Annotated in this window: 13 protein-coding genes; 10 read left to right on the top strand and 3 right to left on the bottom strand. The window is 71.2% G+C overall.

Annotated features, from left to right (window positions below; all coding sequences use genetic code 11):
- Positions 1 to 69 precede the first annotated feature (69 nt).
- Positions 70 to 2,058, top strand: a complete 1,989-nt coding sequence (locus tag OG937_14300) for an ATP-dependent DNA helicase (protein ID WUD72789.1) — start codon at positions 70 to 72, stop codon at positions 2,056 to 2,058.
- A gap of 127 nt (positions 2,059 to 2,185) precedes the next feature.
- Here the strand turns inward: OG937_14300 and lexA are convergent, their stop codons facing one another.
- The gene (gene lexA, locus OG937_14295) at positions 2,186 to 2,956 is read right to left on the bottom strand and encodes a transcriptional repressor LexA (protein WUD72788.1); all 771 of its coding nucleotides are present in this window, start codon (positions 2,954 to 2,956) and stop codon (positions 2,186 to 2,188) included.
- Positions 2,957 to 3,491: 535 nt separating this feature from the next.
- Here lexA and nrdR point away from each other — a divergent pair.
- From nrdR to OG937_14280, 3 genes are all read left to right on the top strand, one after another.
- Complete coding sequence (nrdR, locus tag OG937_14290) at positions 3,492 to 4,004, top strand: transcriptional regulator NrdR (GenBank protein ID WUD72787.1); 513 nt, start codon at positions 3,492 to 3,494, stop codon at positions 4,002 to 4,004.
- A 127-nt stretch (positions 4,005 to 4,131) separates the two neighbouring features.
- Positions 4,132 to 7,041: a vitamin B12-dependent ribonucleotide reductase gene (locus tag OG937_14285; protein ID WUD72786.1), complete on the top strand. Its 2,910-nt coding sequence runs from the start codon at positions 4,132 to 4,134 to the stop codon at positions 7,039 to 7,041.
- Positions 7,042 to 7,340: 299 nt separating this feature from the next.
- Positions 7,341 to 8,063: an alpha/beta hydrolase gene (locus OG937_14280; protein ID WUD72785.1), complete on the top strand. Its 723-nt coding sequence runs from the start codon at positions 7,341 to 7,343 to the stop codon at positions 8,061 to 8,063.
- A gap of 10 nt (positions 8,064 to 8,073) precedes the next feature.
- Here OG937_14280 and OG937_14275 read toward each other — a convergent pair whose 3' ends face one another.
- On the bottom strand, positions 8,074 to 8,229 hold the full coding sequence (locus OG937_14275; protein ID WUD72784.1) for a hypothetical protein: 156 nt from the start codon (positions 8,227 to 8,229) through the stop codon (positions 8,074 to 8,076).
- A 132-nt stretch (positions 8,230 to 8,361) separates the two neighbouring features.
- Between OG937_14275 and OG937_14270 the strand changes: the two genes are divergently transcribed.
- The 3 genes from OG937_14270 to OG937_14260 all read left to right on the top strand — a co-directional run bounded on the left by OG937_14270 (position 8,362) and on the right by OG937_14260 (position 12,018).
- Positions 8,362 to 9,729, top strand: a complete 1,368-nt coding sequence (locus tag OG937_14270; GenBank protein ID WUD72783.1) for a dipeptidase — start codon at positions 8,362 to 8,364, stop codon at positions 9,727 to 9,729.
- A gap of 174 nt (positions 9,730 to 9,903) precedes the next feature.
- Positions 9,904 to 10,371, top strand: coding sequence for a hypothetical protein (locus tag OG937_14265; GenBank protein WUD72782.1), 468 nt, complete (start codon positions 9,904 to 9,906; stop codon positions 10,369 to 10,371).
- A 30-nt stretch (positions 10,372 to 10,401) separates the two neighbouring features.
- Positions 10,402 to 12,018 (top strand): serine/threonine protein kinase, encoded by a 1,617-nt coding sequence (locus tag OG937_14260; GenBank protein ID WUD72781.1) that lies wholly within the window; start codon positions 10,402 to 10,404, stop codon positions 12,016 to 12,018.
- A 103-nt stretch (positions 12,019 to 12,121) separates the two neighbouring features.
- Here OG937_14260 and OG937_14255 read toward each other — a convergent pair whose 3' ends face one another.
- The gene (locus tag OG937_14255) at positions 12,122 to 13,123 is read right to left on the bottom strand and encodes a hypothetical protein (protein WUD72780.1); all 1,002 of its coding nucleotides are present in this window, start codon (positions 13,121 to 13,123) and stop codon (positions 12,122 to 12,124) included.
- A 590-nt stretch (positions 13,124 to 13,713) separates the two neighbouring features.
- On the opposite strand from OG937_14255, the gene OG937_14250 reads away from it, so the two are divergent.
- The 3 genes from OG937_14250 to OG937_14240 all read left to right on the top strand — a co-directional run bounded on the left by OG937_14250 (position 13,714) and on the right by OG937_14240 (position 16,747).
- Positions 13,714 to 14,415 carry a DUF4232 domain-containing protein gene (locus tag OG937_14250; GenBank protein WUD72779.1) on the top strand — a complete coding sequence of 234 codons (702 nt, stop codon included), beginning with the start codon at positions 13,714 to 13,716 and terminating at the stop codon, positions 14,413 to 14,415.
- Positions 14,416 to 15,248: 833 nt separating this feature from the next.
- A complete protein-coding gene (locus tag OG937_14245; GenBank protein ID WUD72778.1) occupies positions 15,249 to 15,974 on the top strand; it encodes a helix-turn-helix domain-containing protein in 726 nt (241 codons plus the stop codon).
- Complete coding sequence (locus OG937_14240) at positions 15,971 to 16,747, top strand: GNAT family N-acetyltransferase (protein ID WUD72777.1); 777 nt, start codon at positions 15,971 to 15,973, stop codon at positions 16,745 to 16,747. Before OG937_14245 ends, OG937_14240 begins: the two co-directional genes overlap by 4 nt.
- Positions 16,748 to 16,769 lie beyond the last annotated feature (22 nt).

Below are 16,769 nucleotides of genomic sequence, written 5' to 3'. Positions count from 1 at the left end.
CTCGGGCGGCTCCCCGGTACGTTCGGTGGCGACCGCGGTGTCAGTGCCGCCCCGTAGGCTGGATGCCCTATGACACAGCCCGCGAAGCCCGCCCTCACCGACCTCCTCCACGCCGCCGTCACCGCGGTCGGCGGAGTGGAGCGCCCCGGCCAGGTCACCATGGCCGAAGCCGTCGCCGAAGCCGTCGACACCGGCTCCCACCTGCTCGTCCAGGCGGGTACCGGAACCGGCAAGTCGCTGGGCTACCTGGTGCCCGCGCTGGCGCAGGGCGAACGCGTCGTGGTGGCCACCGCGACCCTGGCCCTGCAGCGCCAGCTCGTCGAGCGCGACCTGCCGCGCACCGTCACCGCACTGCAGCCGCTGCTGCGCCGCGAGCCGCAGTTCGCGATGCTCAAGGGCCGCTCCAACTACCTGTGCCTGCACCGACTCCACGAGGGCGTGCCGCAGGACGAGGGCGACGGGCTCTTCGACCAGTTCGAGGCCGCGGCGCCGACCAGCAAGCTCGGCCAGGACCTGCTCCGGCTGCGCGACTGGTCGGACGAGACGGAGAGCGGCGACCGCGACGACCTGACCCCCGGCGTCTCCGACCGCGCCTGGCAGCAGGTCTCGGTGACCTCCCGCGAGTGCCTGGGCGCCTCGCGCTGCGCGTACGGCGCCGAGTGCTTCGCGGAGGCGGCGCGCGAGCGCGCCAAGCTCGCCGACGTCGTGGTCACCAACCACGCGCTGCTGGCCATCGACGCCCTGGAGGGCGCGCCCGTCCTGCCCAGCCACGAGGTGCTCGTCGTCGACGAGGCCCATGAACTGGTCTCGCGCGTCACCGGGGTCGCCACGGGCGAGCTCACCCCCGGCAGGGTCAACCGGACGGTGAAGCTCGCGGCCAAGCTGGTCAACGAGAAGGCCGCGGACGCCCTGATGAGCGCGTCGGAGGGCTTCGAGCGGCTCATGGAGCTGGCCCTCCCCGGGCGTCTGGAGGAGCTGCCCGAGGATCTGCGCTACGCCCTGATGGCGCTGCGCGACGCCTGCCGCCAGGTCATCACCTCGCTCGGCGAGACCCGTGACCGCTCCGTGCAGGACGAGGACGCCGTGCGGAAGATGGCCCTCGCCGCCACGGAGAACGTCCACGAGGTCGCCGAGCGCATCGTGGAGGGCTCCGAGTACGACGTCGTCTGGTACGAGCGCCACGACCGCTTCGGCGCCTCGCTGCGGGTCGCCCCGCTCAGCGTCTCCGGACTGCTGCGGGAGAAGCTGTTCACCGAGCGCTCCGTCGTCCTGACCTCGGCCACACTGCGGCTCGGCGGCGACTTCAACGGGGTCGCGGCCTCGCTCGGGCTGGCCCCGGAGGGCACCGTGGCCGCCGAGGGCGAGGAGGAGCCGCCGGTGTGGAAGGGCGTCGACGTCGGCTCGCCCTTCGACTACCCCCGGCAGGGCATCCTCTACGTGGCCCGTCATCTGTCGCAGCCCGGCCGGGACAGCGGCCGCGAGGACATGCTGGACGAGCTCGCGGAGCTGATCGAGGCCGCGGGCGGCCGTACGCTCGGGCTGTTCTCGTCCATGCGTGCGGCCCAGGGCGCCGCCGAGGCGCTGCGCGGCCGCATCGACCACCCGGTCCTGCTGCAGGGCGAGGAGACCCTGGGCGAGCTGATCCGCCGCTTCGCCTCGGACGCCCGCACGTGCCTGTTCGGCACCCTCTCGCTCTGGCAGGGGGTGGACGTGCCCGGGCCGAACTGCCAGTTGGTCGTCATGGACCGGATCCCGTTCCCCCGCCCCGACGACCCGCTGATGAGCGCGCGCCAGAAGGCGGTGGAGGACCGGGGCGGCAACGGTTTCATGGCGGTCGCCGCCACGCACGCGGCCCTGCTCATGGCGCAGGGCGCCGGCCGGCTGGTGCGGGCCTCCGGCGACCGGGGGGTCGTCGCCGTCCTCGACCCCCGGCTGGTGACGGCCCGCTACGGCGGCTTCATCAAGGCCTCGATGCCGGACTTCTGGCAGACGACCGACCGCAACCAGGTCCGCCGTTCGCTGGCCGCCATCGACGCCGCCGCCTCGGCGGCCGAGTGACGCCCACGGGCACCCCCGGCAGAGCACGACAGCAGCCTCGGCAGAGCACGACAGCAGCCCCGGCACACAACGGGGCCCCGGAACCGGCGCAGAGGTTCCGGGGCCCGGTCACGGGCGGGTCCTTGGCTCAGACCCGGCGCAGCACCGCCACCACCTTGCCGAGGATGGTCGCCTCGTCACCGGCGATGGGCTGGTACGCGGCGTTGTGCGGCATCAGCCAGACATGCCCGTCCTCGCGCTTGAAGCGCTTGACCGTGGCCTCTCCCTCGATCATCGCCGCGACGATGTCGCCGTTCTCCGCGACCGGCTGACGGCGCACGGTCACCCAGTCGCCGTCGCAGATGGCGGCCTCGATCATCGAGTCGCCGACGACCTTCAGGACGAACAGCTCGCCGTCGCCCACCAGCTGGCGGGGGAGCGGGAACACGTCCTCCACGGACTCCTCGGCGAGGATCGGGCCACCGGCGGCGATCCGGCCCACCAGGGGGACGTACGACGCGGACGGCTTGCCCGCGGTGTCCGTGGGCTGCGCCTGCGCGGAGTCGGAGGCCCGCACTTCGTAGGCGCGGGGCCGGTGCGGGTCACGCCGGAGGAAGCCCTTGCGCTCCAGCGCCATGAGCTGATGGGCGACCGACGAGGTGCTCGACAGCCCGACGGCCTGGCCGATCTCGCGCATGGACGGCGGGTATCCGCGCCGCTGGACGGAATCCCGGATCACCTCGATGACGCGCCTTTGGCGGTCGGTGAGTCCGGAACTGTCCGCCCGGATTCCTGGAGGTCGTCCGGGTAGCGCTCGCGCGGGCTTTGGCGTCTCGTCGTTCATCGCTTCCATCGGGCGTAGCCGGTCCTGGGGGCGGTCATGGGCGGTCAATGTGGCGCTGTCGGCGGTGGTGGTCACGGCGGCCCCTCTCGAGATGTTCTCCCTAGTAGGACAACGGTAGTTGCTTTCGAAAGGTTGCGCCAAACACACGTTCGAGTGAATTTGCGCGGATCCAGTGACGCGATCAAGGTGTAGATGGTATTGATCGAATATGATTTCGAATTCATCCCGCATTCGGGATCCGAACGCCGTTTCCCCGAGCCGGTATTGCGGTGTCGCCCCCGTCCGCCCGCCCGGTTCCATGATGCGCGAGCCGTGACGATCCGTACACCCAGTGTGTCATCCGCGCCCCGGCTCTCCCGGGAGGCCGCGCGTCGCGTAGGCTCCCGTCCCGTCGACGGGCCGCGACACGCGGTCCGAGCGATGGGCGCATATGGCCACCACGCCACCAGATCTAGTGGTTGGATGGGGTCCAGCCCCCACAAGTAGTGGTCCCCGGGTCATCAAGCCCTCCCGGATCGCCTATGCTTGTGGCTGCTTCGCGGGGCCGTGACCGGCCCCTCGGGCTCAGAAGTCGTGCGCTCACCGTGGGTGAGGGAGGGAGAGGGAAACGATGCACTGCCCCTTCTGCCGACACCCCGACAGCCGCGTCGTCGACAGCCGGACCACCGACGACGGCACCTCGATCCGCCGTCGCCGGCAGTGTCCCGACTGCGGCCGCCGCTTCACCACCGTGGAGACGGCCTCGCTGATGGTGATCAAGCGCAGCGGGGTCACCGAACCCTTCAGTCGTAACAAGGTCATCGCCGGAGTCCGCAAGGCCTGCCAGGGCCGGCCCGTCACCGAGGACGCCCTCGCCCAGCTCGGGCAGCGCGTCGAGGAGGCGGTACGCGCCACGGGCAGCGCCGAGCTGTCGACCCACGACGTCGGACTGGCCATACTCGGCCCGCTGAAGGACCTGGACCTGGTCGCCTACCTCCGCTTCGCCTCCGTCTACCGGGCCTTCGACTCGCTCGAGGACTTCGAGACGGCGATCGCCGAGCTGCGCGACCAGGGGCCACCGGACGACACCGGTGGGCGGGACCGGGACGGAACCGTCCCGACCGCCGCCGTCGCCGCAGAGTAGCGGCGGCACACCGGTACGAGACTTGCCGGGCACCCGGGGGGTGCACCGGCCGTGAGAGACACAGACGCGGGAAGACCGCGGCGCTTCAGGGCGTTTTACCTGTAATGCCTGTAATGGGAGGCGGCACATGACAGAGACGACGAGCGGCCCGGCACGGAGCTCCCGAGCCAAGGCCGGCAAGGCGGCCGCGGCGGCCCCGGCCGCCAAGGGGCTGCGCATCGAGCGCATCCACACCACCCCGGGGACGCACCCCTACGACGAGGTGGTCTGGGAACGCCGTGACGTCGTCATGACCAACTGGCGCGACGGCTCGATCAACTTCGAGCAGCGCGGCGTGGAGTTCCCCGACTTCTGGTCGGTGAACGCGGTCAACATCGTCACCAGCAAGTACTTCCGCGGCGCCGTCGGTTCCCCGCAGCGCGAGAGCAGCCTCCGCCAGCTGATCGACCGCGTGGTCACGACGTACCGCAAGGCCGGCGAGGACCACGGCTACTTCGCGTCGCCCGCCGATGCGGAGATCTTCGAGCACGAGCTCACCTGGGCCCTGCTCCACCAGGTCTTCAGCTTCAACTCCCCGGTCTGGTTCAACGTCGGCACCGCCCAGCCGCAGCAGGTCTCGGCGTGCTTCATCCTCTCGGTCGACGACTCCATGGAGTCCATCCTCGACTGGTACAAGGAAGAGGGGATGATCTTCAAGGGCGGTTCCGGCGCGGGCCTGAACCTCTCCCGCATCCGCTCCTCCAAGGAGCTGCTCTCCTCCGGCGGCAACGCCTCCGGCCCGGTCTCCTTCATGCGCGGCGCGGACGCCTCCGCCGGCACCATCAAGTCCGGCGGCGCCACCCGCCGCGCGGCCAAGATGGTCGTCCTGGACGTCGACCACCCCGACGTCGAGGCCTTCATCGAGACCAAGGTGAAGGAGGAGGAGAAGATTCGCGCCCTGCGCGACGCGGGCTTCGACATGGACCTGGGCGGCGACGACATCGCGTCCGTCCAGTACCAGAACGCCAACAACTCCGTCCGCGTGAACGAAGAGTTCATGAAGGCGTACGAGAACGGCGAGAAGTTCGGCCTGCGCGCCCGGATGACCGGCGAGGTCATCGAGGAGATCGACGCCAAGGCGCTGTTCCGCAAGCTGGCGGAGGCCGCCTGGGCCTGCGCCGACCCCGGCATCCAGTACGACGACGTCATCAACCACTGGCACACCACGCCGGAGACCGGCCGCATCACCGCGTCCAACCCCTGCAGCGAGTACATGCACCTGGACAACTCGTCCTGCAACCTCGCCTCGCTCAACCTGATGAAGTTCCTCGACGACGACGGCAAGGGCACCCAGCGCTTCGACGCCGTGCGCTTCGCCAAGGTCGTCGAACTCGTCATCACCGCGATGGACATCTCCATCTCCTTCGCGGACTTCCCGACGCAGAAGATCGGCGAGACCACCCGCGCCTTCCGCCAGCTGGGCGTCGGCTACGCCAACCTCGGCGCGCTGCTCATGGCGACCGGGCACGCCTACGACTCCGAGGGCGGCCGCGCGCTGGCCGGTGCCATCACCTCCCTGATGACCGGCACCTCGTACAAGCGCTCCGCGGAGCTCGCCGAGGTCGTCGGCCCGTACGACGGCTACGCCCGCAACGCCACCGCCCACAAGCGCGTCATGAAGCAGCACTCCGACGCCAACGCGGTCGCCACGCGGATGGACGACCTGGACTCCCCGGTCTGGGCCGCGGCCACCGAGGCCTGGCAGGACGTCCTGCGCCTCGGTGAGAAGAACGGATTCCGCAACGCGCAGGCCTCCCTGCTGGCCCCGACCGGCACCATCGGCCTGATGATGGACTGCGACACCACCGGGATCGAGCCGGACCTCGCCCTGGTCAAGTTCAAGAAGCTGGTCGGTGGCGGCTCCATGCAGATCGTGAACAACACGGTCCCGCAGGCCCTGCACCGCCTGGGCTACCAGCAGGAGCAGATCGAGGCGGTCGTCGCCCACATCTCCGAGCACGGCAGCGTCATCGACGCGCCCGGCCTGAAGCCCGAGCACTACGAGGTCTTCGACTGCGCCATGGGCGAGCGCTCCATCGCGCCGATGGGCCACGTCCGGATGATGGCCGCGACCCAGCCGTTCCTGTCCGGCGCCATCTCCAAGACGGTCAACATGCCGGAGTCGGCGACCGTCGAGGAGATCGAGGAGATCTACTACGAGGGCTGGAAGCTCGGCCTGAAGGCGCTCGCGATCTACCGCGACAACTGCAAGGTCGGCCAGCCGCTCTCCGCCAAGAAGAAGGCGGACGAGAAGAAGGCCGGGACGGTGGAGGCCCCCGCCCCCGCCGCGGTCGAGAAGGTCGTCGAGTACCGCCCGGTCCGCCGCCGGCTCCCCAAGGGCCGTCCGGGGATCACCACCTCCTTCACGGTGGGTGGCGCCGAGGGCTACATGACCGCCAACTCCTACCCGGACGACGGTCTGGGCGAGGTCTTCCTGAAGATGTCCAAGCAGGGCTCGACCCTCGCGGGCATGATGGACGCCTTCTCCATCGCCGTCTCGGTCGGCCTGCAGTACGGCGTGCCGCTGGAGACCTACGTCTCGAAGTTCACCAACATGCGCTTCGAGCCGGCCGGTCTCACGGACGACCCGGACGTGCGGATGGCGCAGTCGATCGTCGACTACATCTTCCGCCGCCTGGCGCTGGATTTCCTGCCCTTCGAGACCCGCTCCGCCCTCGGCATCCACTCCGCCGAGGAGCGCCAGCGCCACCTCGACACGGGCTCGTACGAGCCCGCCGCCGAGGAGGTCGACGTCGAGGGCCTGGCGCAGTCCGCCCCGCGCCAGACCGAGGTGCCCAAGCCGGCCGTCACGGCCAAGCCCGAGGCCGTCGCGGTGACCCCGGCGCCGAAGACCGCGCACAACTCCACGGAGCTGCTGGAGATCCAGCTCGGCCTCAACGCCGACGCCCCGCTCTGCTTCTCCTGCGGTACGAAGATGCGCCGCGCGGGCAGCTGCTACCTCTGCGAGGGCTGCGGCTCCACCAGCGGCTGCAGCTGATTTCGGGCGGTCGACACCCGAAGGCACCCGCGAGGGGGATCCGGATTCGTCCGGATCCCCCTCGCGGGTCTTCCCAGCCGCACCGCCCGGGGCCGGGCGGGTCCGTGCGGGTCCGGCGTGGGTGAAAAACCCGTTGGCGGACCACGGCGACCGCTGCTACCTTTCCGGAGGCCGTGCGAGAGAACGAGGAGGTGGTACCCGTGAACGCAGTATCGACATGGGTGCTCCCCTCCGGGGTCGCGGTCGGGCGATAGGTCGTCCGGGAGCGCCGTTCAAGCGCACTCCCGAAAGGCACGACCATGCGATTCACTTCCGAGCAGCGCCTCGACGACGGCGTCCTCGAACGCGAATTCACCCTCGGCGAGATCCCCGGCACCCTGTGGACGCCTGAATCCGCCGCACCGGCCCCGCTGATCCTGATGGCCCACAACAACGGCCTGCCCAAGGGGGAAGCCCGGCTGGTGGCCCGCGCCCGGATCACCGCGGCGTCCGGCTACGCGGTGGCCTCCATCGACGCCGCCGGGTGCGGTGACCGGCCCCGTTCCGCCGCCGACGAGCAGGCCCGCGCCGACCTCCGCCGGGCGATGCAGGCCGGCGAGCCGGTCGATGAGATCTTCGAGTCCCTCGTCGGCCCGCTGGTCGCAAAGGCGGTCCCGGACTGGCGGACCACCCTGGACGCCCTCCTTCCGCTGCCCGAGATCGGCGGCCCGGTCGGGTACTCGGGGTGGACCGCCGTCGGGATCCGGCTGGCGGCGACCGAGCCGCGCATCGCGGCCGCCGGTTTCTTCGCCGGGGGTTACGTGCCCCGCGCCCAGCGCGAGGAGGCCCGGCAGGTCACCATTCCGCTGCTCTTCCTGCTGCAGTGGGACGACGAGGGGAACCCCCGGCGCAGGGCCCTGGACCTGTTCGACGCCTTCGGCACCAAGGAGAAGACGCTGCACGCCAATCTGGGCGGGCACACCGGCACCCCGTTCTTCGAGTTGGAGGACGGGATCCGGTTCTTCGGCCGGCACCTGAAGTGAGGCCGGGCCGTCAGGCCGGCAGCAGACGGTAGGCGGTGCCGGCCAGGACGCCGCTCATCGAGGACGGGCCCCGGCCCTCCTCGATGGCGGCGTTCGGCCACCAGCGCCTCCGTAGGTCTCCGGCCGGACCGCGTGTTTTCCTCCGGTATTCGGCGCCACCGAACATGGCACTCACCTTCTATTCCCGTCCATCGCGACGCGATTAAGGTCGAGGGGGTTGTCGAATTCCCGTGACGGTGAGGCGTTTTCCCTCCTCCGGCGATCGGCGCTCCCTTCCCCGCACGCCAAGGAGTTCCCGTTGTCCACCGATCCCCTCGCCGACACCGTCGCCTCGCTGATCCCGGCAGCGCGGGACGAGCTCACGGAACTCGTCGCGTTCAGGTCGGTCGCGGACCCGGCCATCTCACCCCCCGAGGAATGCCGCAAGGCCGCCGCCTGGGTGGCCGGCGCCCTGCGGGACGAAGGATTCGACGACGTACGCATCCTCGACATGCCCGACGGCCACCAGTCCGTCCACGGTCACCTCGCGGGGCCGGCGGGGGCTCCCACGATCCTGTTGTACGCGCACTACGACGTCCAGCCGGCCCCGGACGAACAGGCCTGGCACACCCCGCCGTTCGAGCTGACCGAACGCGACGGACGGTGGTACGGACGCGGCACCGCGGACTGCAAGGGCGCCGTGGTCATGCACCTCCTGGCCCTGCGCGCGCTCAAGGCGCACGGCGGCGTGCCGCTGAACGTCAAGGTGATCGTGGAGGGCTCCGAGGAGCAGGCGACGGGCGGCCTGGAACGGTACGCGCGGGCTCACCCCGAACTGCTCGACGCCGACGTGATCCTCATCGGTGACGCCGGGAACTTCCGCCTCGGGACGCCGACCGTCACCGCGTCGCTGCGCGGCATCACGATGCTCCGGATCGACGTCGAGACCCTGCGCGGCAACCTGCACTCCGGCCAGTTCGGCGGGGCCGCGCCCGACGCGCTCACCGCGCTCGTGAAGATCCTCGGCTCGCTGGTGGACGACGACGGATCGCCCCGGGTCGAGGGCCTGGAGACCGACGGCGCATGGCGTGGACTGGCCTACCCCGAGGCCGATTTCCGCGTGGACGGCGGGGTGCTGGACGGGGTGGACCTCGTCGGCACCGGCTCCGTCGCGGACCGTCTCTGGGCACGGCCGTCCCTCAGCGTGATGGGCATCGACTGTCCCCCCGTCGTGGGCGCCACCCCTTCCGTCCACGCGAGCGCGCGGGCGGCGGTCAGCCTGCGCATCCCCCCGGGCGTCGACGCCGCGCAGGCCACGGAGCTGCTGACCGCCCACATCGAGAAGCACACCCCGTGGGGCGCGCGGGTGTCGGTGGAGCAGGTCGCCCAGGGCGAGCCGTTCCTCGCCGACACCTCGAGCCCCGCCTACACGGCCATGGCCGAGGCCATGCGCACGGCCTACAGCGGTCGCGACCTGAACATCGCGGGGCTCGGCGGCGGCATCCCCCTGTGCAACACCCTCGCCTCCCTCTACCCCCGGGCGGAGATCCTCCTGATCGGGTTGTGCGAACCGGAGGCACAGATCCACGCCGTGGACGAGAGCGTGTCCGTCGACGAACTGCGGCGCCTCGCCGTCGCCGAAGCCCATTTCATGCGCCACTACGCCGGAACGGGAGACCGCGGATAGCGGGCGGATCCCGTGAATCCGGTGCCCTTTCCGAAGGAAAGCGCCGTCGTCCTCAACGCGGCCCCCGATCCGCGATCCGTCATTGATCCCGCAGCACCCGCGGCGACCCGCTGCCCGGAGGCATCCGCCGTCCGGCGGCGCCCGCCGCGGGTCGCCCGCCTCCTGGAGCACCCGGTGCGGAAAGCACTCGTACCCGCCGTACTCGCCACCGCCGTACTCGGCGTGTTCGCCGTCGTGCAGCCACGGGGTTCCGACGCGCACGGGGCGGCGGTCGAGGCCGCCCCGCCGGCCGGTCTGCGGGTCGGCGCCGTCTGCTCGTCGGACATCGACTACGCCACCGAGGTCTCCTGCGGGCTGGGGAACTTCGGCGACGTGCGCTTCCGGTGCGGGTCCGCGGGCACCGCGGCCACTCCGTGCCCGCGGACCCGCACCGTCACCCTCGAGAACACCGGCCGTACCGCCCTGCGGCTCGTCACCGTCAGCGGCACGGCCCCGGGCGAGCGGCACGAGACCGTCTCCCGCCTGCTGCGCCCCGGGACCCGGACGGCCCTGGGGCCCCGGGCCGGCGACACCTACCTCTACGACATCGTCCTGCGTTTCGACGCGGGCCCGGCGCAGGCACGGGTCGTCGCCCTGTCCTGAGCCCGGCCGGCCGAGGAGACCCGTCAACGGATGACCAAGGAGAATCGCGCGATGTCCGAGCTCGGACGCCTGGTGGCCGGGAGATACCGGCTGGTGGAGCGGATAGGCCGTGGCGGCATGGGCACGGTCTGGCGGGCCATGGACGAGCTGCTGGGCCGTGCGGTGGCGGTCAAGCGCCTTCACCCCCAGGTCCACCTGGAGGACGACGAGCTGGAGACGTTGTTCGAGCGGACCCGGCGGGAGGCGCGCAGTGCGGCGCGGATCAGTCATCCCAATGTCGTGGTGGTGCACGACGTGGTGGATGACGAGGGTCTGCCGACGATCGTGATGGAGTACGTGCCGTCGACGACCTTGGGTGATCTGCTGAAGGAGCGGGGTCCGGTGGGGCCGGGGGAGGCGGCGCGGATCGGCCGGGGGATGGTGGCGGCGCTGCGTGCGGCGCATGCGGCGGGGGTGCTGCACCGGGATGTGAAGCCGGGCAATGTGCTGTTGTCGGAGTCGGGGCGGGTGGTGCTGACCGATTTCGGGATCGCGCAGGCTTCGGGGACGTCGACGCTGACGCGGACGGGTGAGTTGATCGGTTCGATCGATTTCCTGGCTCCGGAGCGGCTGACCGGTGGTGCTCCGGGTCCGGAGGCGGATCTGTGGGCGTTGGGGGCGACGTTGTTCCAGGCGGTGGAGGGGCGTTCGCCGTTCCGCCGGGACACGGCGATCGAGACGGCGTACGCGATCGCCACCGATGAGGTGCCGGTGGCGGGTCTGGCGGGGCCGTTGGGGCCGGTCATCGCGGGGTTGCTGGTGCGGGAGCCGGAGCGGCGTCTGTCGGCGGCGGACGCCGAGCGGATGCTGCGGGCGAGCGCCACCGAGACCGAGACCGAGACCGCGAACGCGTCGCGGGACGGCCTCGTATCCCCGATCGGGCCGGCCCCTGCCGTGCGCCCCCGGAGCAGCGGCACCACGACCGCCCCCGTCCGCTTGCCGCGCCCCCGGCGCCGCCGCGCCCCGCTGTGGACCGCCGCCGCCCTGGTGCCCGCCCTCGCCGGCGGGGTCGTGTACGCCGTCCCGCACTTCGGCGACCGGGACCACGGCACGGCGACCTCGCCCTCGTCCCCGCCCGCGGTGACCACGCCGGGCACGCCCTCCGCCTCCGCCGCGGCCGGCCCTTCCGCGTCGCCGGCACCCTCGTACACACCGCCCCCTGTCCCGGACGGCTACCACCTCGTCGCGGAGCGGGACCGCGGCTTCTCCGTCCCCGTGCCGGACGGCTGGAAGCGCCAGGTGAGCGACGACGGGCGGCAGTTCGTCTACGTCGACCCGACGGGGCTGGTGGGCCTGCGGGTCGCCGCGCTCGACTTCGCGGGCCCCAGCCCGCTGCAGCACTTCGAGGACGTCGAGGAGCAGATGGTCCCCGACCTGGAGGGCTACGAGCGGCTGCGGATGCAGAGCACCCGCTGGCGCGGGCGGCCCGCCGCCGTATGGGAGTTCACCTTCAAGGGGACGGCCCGGGACTTCCGGGCCGTCGACCTCGGCTTCGGGCAGCCCGGGGAGCGGGAGTTCACGGTCTACCTCTCCGCTCCGTCGGACCGATGGGGCTCCTACCGGGCGGTCTTCGACAACGCGGTCGCCGGACTCCGCCTCGACGGCTAGGCGCCCGGGACGCGTCCCCCGCGGCGGGCGTCCATCGGACACCGACGTCGTGTCCACTGCCGCCGGGGGGAGTCGGATCGTCTGAACCGCGACCCCGGCGCGCTCAGGCCCCGACGGGCTCCGAGCCGGCGTCGCGCTGTGCGGGGTCGCCGGCTTCGGCGGCCCCGGCCGGTACCGAGGGGGCGGCGTCCGCGAGGGTGCGCAGGTGCGGCCGGCGGTCACGGCGGACGTCCCCGGCGACGAGGGCGACGACAGCCGCGGAACCCACGAACTCCAGCAGGCTCTGGGACGTGTCCACGAGGGACTGCGGCACCGTGCCCGCCGCGTGCGCCCACAACTCCGTGAGCGCCGACGGCATCATGAACAGCGACAGACCCACGGAGAAGCCGGTCGCGACGGGGCGGCGCCGGGCGGCGAGGAACATGCCGGCCCCGCAGAGCACCGTCAGGCAGGCCCACTGGTAGGGGGCGGAAACGCCGAGGACCGCCCGCCCTGTGCCCTTGCCGACGAGCAGCTCGCCGAGCGTGCCGGGCCCGACCTCGAAGGCCGTCACCGCGTTCCGGCCGATGTAGAAGACGTTGAGCACCGCCAGCAGCAGGCCGGAGGTCGTGGCCGTGACCTTCACCGGGCGGATCCCGCTGCCGGAGACCGCGTCCGCGGCGGCCCCGTACTCCATCTGCCGCGCCAGGACCAGGAGCGCGCCGAGGGCGAGGGCCAGCACCACGGCGACCGCGGCGGTGCCGCCGACGGCGCTCACCGAGGCACCCGTGAGCGTGCCGAACCACGGGTCGGAGGGCGAGTCGAGCAGGAAGTACCAGACCGCGGGCAGCCTGAAGCCGAGCGTCACCGCGCACGCGGTCACCAGCAGACCGCCGGCGCCCCGGGTCTGATGGAACGTCGCCAGTCCGGCGCCCAGTTGCAGCGCCGCCAGGCCGAGGTCCAGTGAGGACGTCGCCGACAGGCCGGGCGCGTCACCGGCCGTCCACAGCGCCCATGCCCCCGGCAGGCCGCGCACGACGACGTCGTGCACGAGCCAGATCGCCGTCTGGGCGAACAGCGCGAGGCTCAGCACGGCCATGGCGACGCGCACCTGATGGAACGACACACACGGATGGTTCACGGTGTGCGGTCTCCTTCGACCTCGGACGGTGGTTGATGCACCAGGGCCCGCGCCGCACGGCGATGCGCGAGGTTCAGGGGGCGGCGGGGAGATCAGCATGACAAAGCGTCAGAGGCGATGGCCAACGCCCCCGCGATATCGGCACATCCCTTCCATCGCGGGGCGCGGATCTTCCATTCGGGCGTGCCGGGACGCCCGGTCGGCACCCGCGTCAACCGCCGAAGGACGATTCGTCAACGCGCAGTCGACGAGGCGTGAACGCCCACCGGATTGACTGAGGGGAGCGACAGCGCAGCACGAACGAAAACGACGGAACGGATACGCGGTGGATGTCAAGAAGGTGCCGTGGAAGCGCCGGCCGGCGGATCTATGTCCCGCGCGCCGACAGCACCGGCTGAATGCACGTGCATCTATTTAGGTGCCGGGAATTTCTCCGGTGTCATCGGTCGGTAACCGATCACGGATGGGGTCGTCACAGGGCCCCTGCGTGCCTGGTCCGGTGCCGGGTGAGCGGTCAGAGTGAGGGACATGGCGGGGAAAGGCCTCGCCGGCGTCAAGAAATTGGGGTTATTCCGATGCAGGTTTCGACTGCCCGCCGTGCCGTTCCCGTTCTCGCTCTGGTCGTGGCCGGTTTCGCCGTGACGGCGTGCGGACCGGATACGAAGGACGCTTCCGGAGCCGGCTCGTCCCCGTCCTCCGCGGCGGCGCCCTCCGGGATCGCGTCACCGGCCCGCGGGAATTCGGGCGACGGCGGTTCGGACGGGGAGGGCCGGGATTCCGGGGCCGGGTCGCCCGACCGTTCCGCGGGACAGGATTCCGTCGCCGATTCCGGCTCGGGGCGTGAGGGCGGAGCGCAGCGGTGCGCGTCCGCGCAGCTCTCGGTTTCCATCGGGGACAAGGACTCCGGCGCCGGCACGACGCATTTCCAGCTGGTCTTCCGGAACACGGGCAGGACGGCGTGCACGCTCACGGGCTTCCCCGGGGTGTCCTTCCACGGGCGTGACGGCGGGCAGGTGGGAACTGCCGCGGAACGCACCACGGGGACGCCGGTCGCCACGGTGACCCTGGACCCGGACGCCCGCGCCGTCGTCGACGCGCAGGCGCCGAACGGGCAGGCCGGGTACTCCGACGACGTGTGCGCGCTGCGGAGCGTCAACTACCTCGGCGTGTTCCCGCCCGGTTCGAAGGACCAGATCAACGTGGCGTGGAAGGCCTCGCAGTGCAGCGGCCGGGGCGCGGGCGGCCTGAAGGTCGGCCCGGTCCGGCCCGCCCGCTGACCCGCGCGTCCCGGGGGATCCGGCCACCGGGCCGGTGGCCGGATCCCCCCGGCGGTCCGGGGCCGTGACGCATGGAAGCGGAGTGCCGGTCCCACGTTCCACGCGGGGGGCGATCTGGCACGGTCGTACTATTCGATGAGCGGTGCCGTCGGAAATAATGCCGACGAGCAGCCGTCGACGCGCCCGTGGCGTGTCGTACGAGCTGTGCCCGCCCCCGCTGTGCGGTGTTGCCGTCGGCTGACGTGCACTCCTGGCGCCGGGCGCACCCGGTCGTGAACGACCTCGCGGGCAATGAGGCCCGTCTCGGTGACAACCTTGTCAAGGGTGCCGGAGCGCGCTGTGGCCCTCTTGGGTACGGGCGCCCGGCTGCGGCGTCCTCATCGTCGGGAATCGGCTGACGTGCTCGACATCCCCTTGTGTGGGGGTGTGCCGACCGGGCGGCCGATCAGGGGTGAACAACATCAATGCAGGTTTTACGTCGATCGCTCAACGCGTTGTGTGGCGGGTGACGGGGCGATCGCGGGAGGATACGGGTGGAAGGTCAGCGGACGGCGGGCTCGGTGAATCCATGGCCGGTTCACGACAGCGCGATAAACTACCGGGAGAGAATGAGCCTCACGGCCGAACAGGCACAAGTTTCCGAGCGCCATTTCTCGCAATGGGAGCGGGGCCCGTTCTCACACCTCATACGCCTTGCCGTTCCTCGTCCCGCCGTTTACCGCGGTTTTCGATTCGCCGCGAACGGGCACCTCATCGACGGCCTGCTGTCCGCCCAGGTGTACTGCGATTCGCTGACCGGGGTATCGGGCAACAACCACGACCGGGATCCGATCGTGGCCGATCTGGTGACCTCGGGCTGGATCGAGTTCCTGGGCGGGAGGAAAAGGCATGCGGTCAAGCCCGGGCAGATCTGCATTCGCGACACCAAGTCCTCCTGGGAGTTCTCCTGCTCGCCGGCGACGACCGCGCACGTCATATCGATCCCGCGGCACCTCGTCGTTCCGCACCTCGGATCGCTCAAGGCGCTCAGCGACGCGTACGTGTCGGACGTCGACGTCCCCGAGGTCCGGTTCTTCGTCAACTTCCTTGAAACGATCAAGAGGAGCAGCGGTGAACTGGAGGGTTCGGTCGCCGCGCAGCGGATGGCCAGGGACGCCCTGGCCACGCTGTTCTCCCGGATCATCTCGGAGCGCCCCGGCCCGCGGCTGGACGACCACCCCGGGGCCGTCGTGGTCGCCGCCAAGAACGTCATAGAGAAGCACCTGGAGAGCGGTGACCTGTCCCCTCCGATGGTCGCCCGGAGCGTCGGGGTGTCCCTGCGGACGCTGCACCGGTGCTTCTCGGCGTCGGACGACTCCGTCATGGCGTTCGCCCGGCGGAGGCGGTTGCAGAGGGCGCACGACGAGCTCATGAACGTGGGCGGCGCGGCCGGGATGTCGGAGATCGCGGCGCGTTGGCACTTCTCGGACGCCAGTCACTTCATCAGGCACTTCAAATCGTTCTACGGGGCCACTCCGGCCGCGTACTTGAGAGACCAGAGAAAGGTCGGTCCGTCATGACCCGAGTCCAGGACCCGCTCGCGCCGGTCGCATCCGCCTACACCGACGTCGTGGAGGGACTGGCCGGCGTGGCCACCGGACGCACCCGCAGGGGTGCGGGCGGCGCCCTGCTGGCCGTCACCGGGGCGCCGGTCGCCTCGCTGAACGGCATCCTCGCCCCGGCGCTGGAACCGAGTGCGGAAGAGATAGCCGCGCTGGCGGCCTCCGAGCCGTGGGACGTCCCCTGGAGCATCTACGTGCGCGGGGTACCCGCAGCCGAGGTCACCGAGGTGGCGGCGCGGCACGGGCTGACCCGGTTCGACCGCACACCGCTCATGATCAGGAATGCAGCCGAGGGAATGCCGCCGGAGCCCGTCGACTGGTCCCTGACCGTCCGCGCGCTGGACGGCGGCGAACTCGGCCTGTACGCCAAGGTGATGGCGGAGGGCTTCGAAGCACCGTACGCGTTCTTCAGCATGTTCGCCGATCCGGGCATCGCCCGCATCGAGGGCTTCACCTGCTACCTGGCCGAGGTGGATGGCGTTCCGGTGGGGACGGGGCTGGGAGCCGTGGCCGGTGGTCTGACGGGGATCTTCAACATCTCCACGCTCCCGGAGTACCGGCGCCGCGGCTACGGGAGGGCCGTCACCATGGAGATCGTGCGCGCGGGCCACGCCGCCGGTGCCACCACCGCGTACCTCTACGCGAGCAGCATGGGCGAATCCGTGTACGCCTCGGCGGGCTTCCGCACCGAGGAGCAGCTGACCATGATCTCGGCCCCGCAGCAGGCGTGACGACCGGTGCGGCCCGGCCGGA

It is taken from the genome of Streptomyces sp. NBC_00510 (assembly GCA_036013505.1).
GTDB lineage: Bacteria > Actinomycetota > Actinomycetes > Streptomycetales > Streptomycetaceae > Actinacidiphila.
The sequence above is the reverse complement of the archived record's forward strand: the minus strand, read 5'-3'. Positions and strand labels throughout refer to the sequence as shown.

Excerpts from the sequence above, each read along its gene's own strand:
- OG937_14300 (WUD72789.1), top strand. The coding sequence starts at position 70 with ATGACACAGCCCGCGAAGCCCGCCCTCACCGACCTCCTCCACGCCGCC.
- nrdR (WUD72787.1), top strand. The coding sequence starts at position 3,492 with ATGCACTGCCCCTTCTGCCGACACCCCGACAGCCGCGTCGTCGACAGC.
- OG937_14285 (WUD72786.1), top strand. The coding sequence starts at position 4,132 with ATGACAGAGACGACGAGCGGCCCGGCACGGAGCTCCCGAGCCAAGGCC.
- OG937_14280 (WUD72785.1), top strand. The coding sequence starts at position 7,341 with ATGCGATTCACTTCCGAGCAGCGCCTCGACGACGGCGTCCTCGAACGC.
- OG937_14275 (WUD72784.1), bottom strand. The coding sequence starts at position 8,229 with ATGTTCGGTGGCGCCGAATACCGGAGGAAAACACGCGGTCCGGCCGGA.
- OG937_14260 (WUD72781.1), top strand. The coding sequence starts at position 10,402 with ATGACCAAGGAGAATCGCGCGATGTCCGAGCTCGGACGCCTGGTGGCC.
- OG937_14250 (WUD72779.1), top strand. The coding sequence starts at position 13,714 with ATGCAGGTTTCGACTGCCCGCCGTGCCGTTCCCGTTCTCGCTCTGGTC.
- OG937_14240 (WUD72777.1), top strand. The coding sequence starts at position 15,971 with ATGACCCGAGTCCAGGACCCGCTCGCGCCGGTCGCATCCGCCTACACC.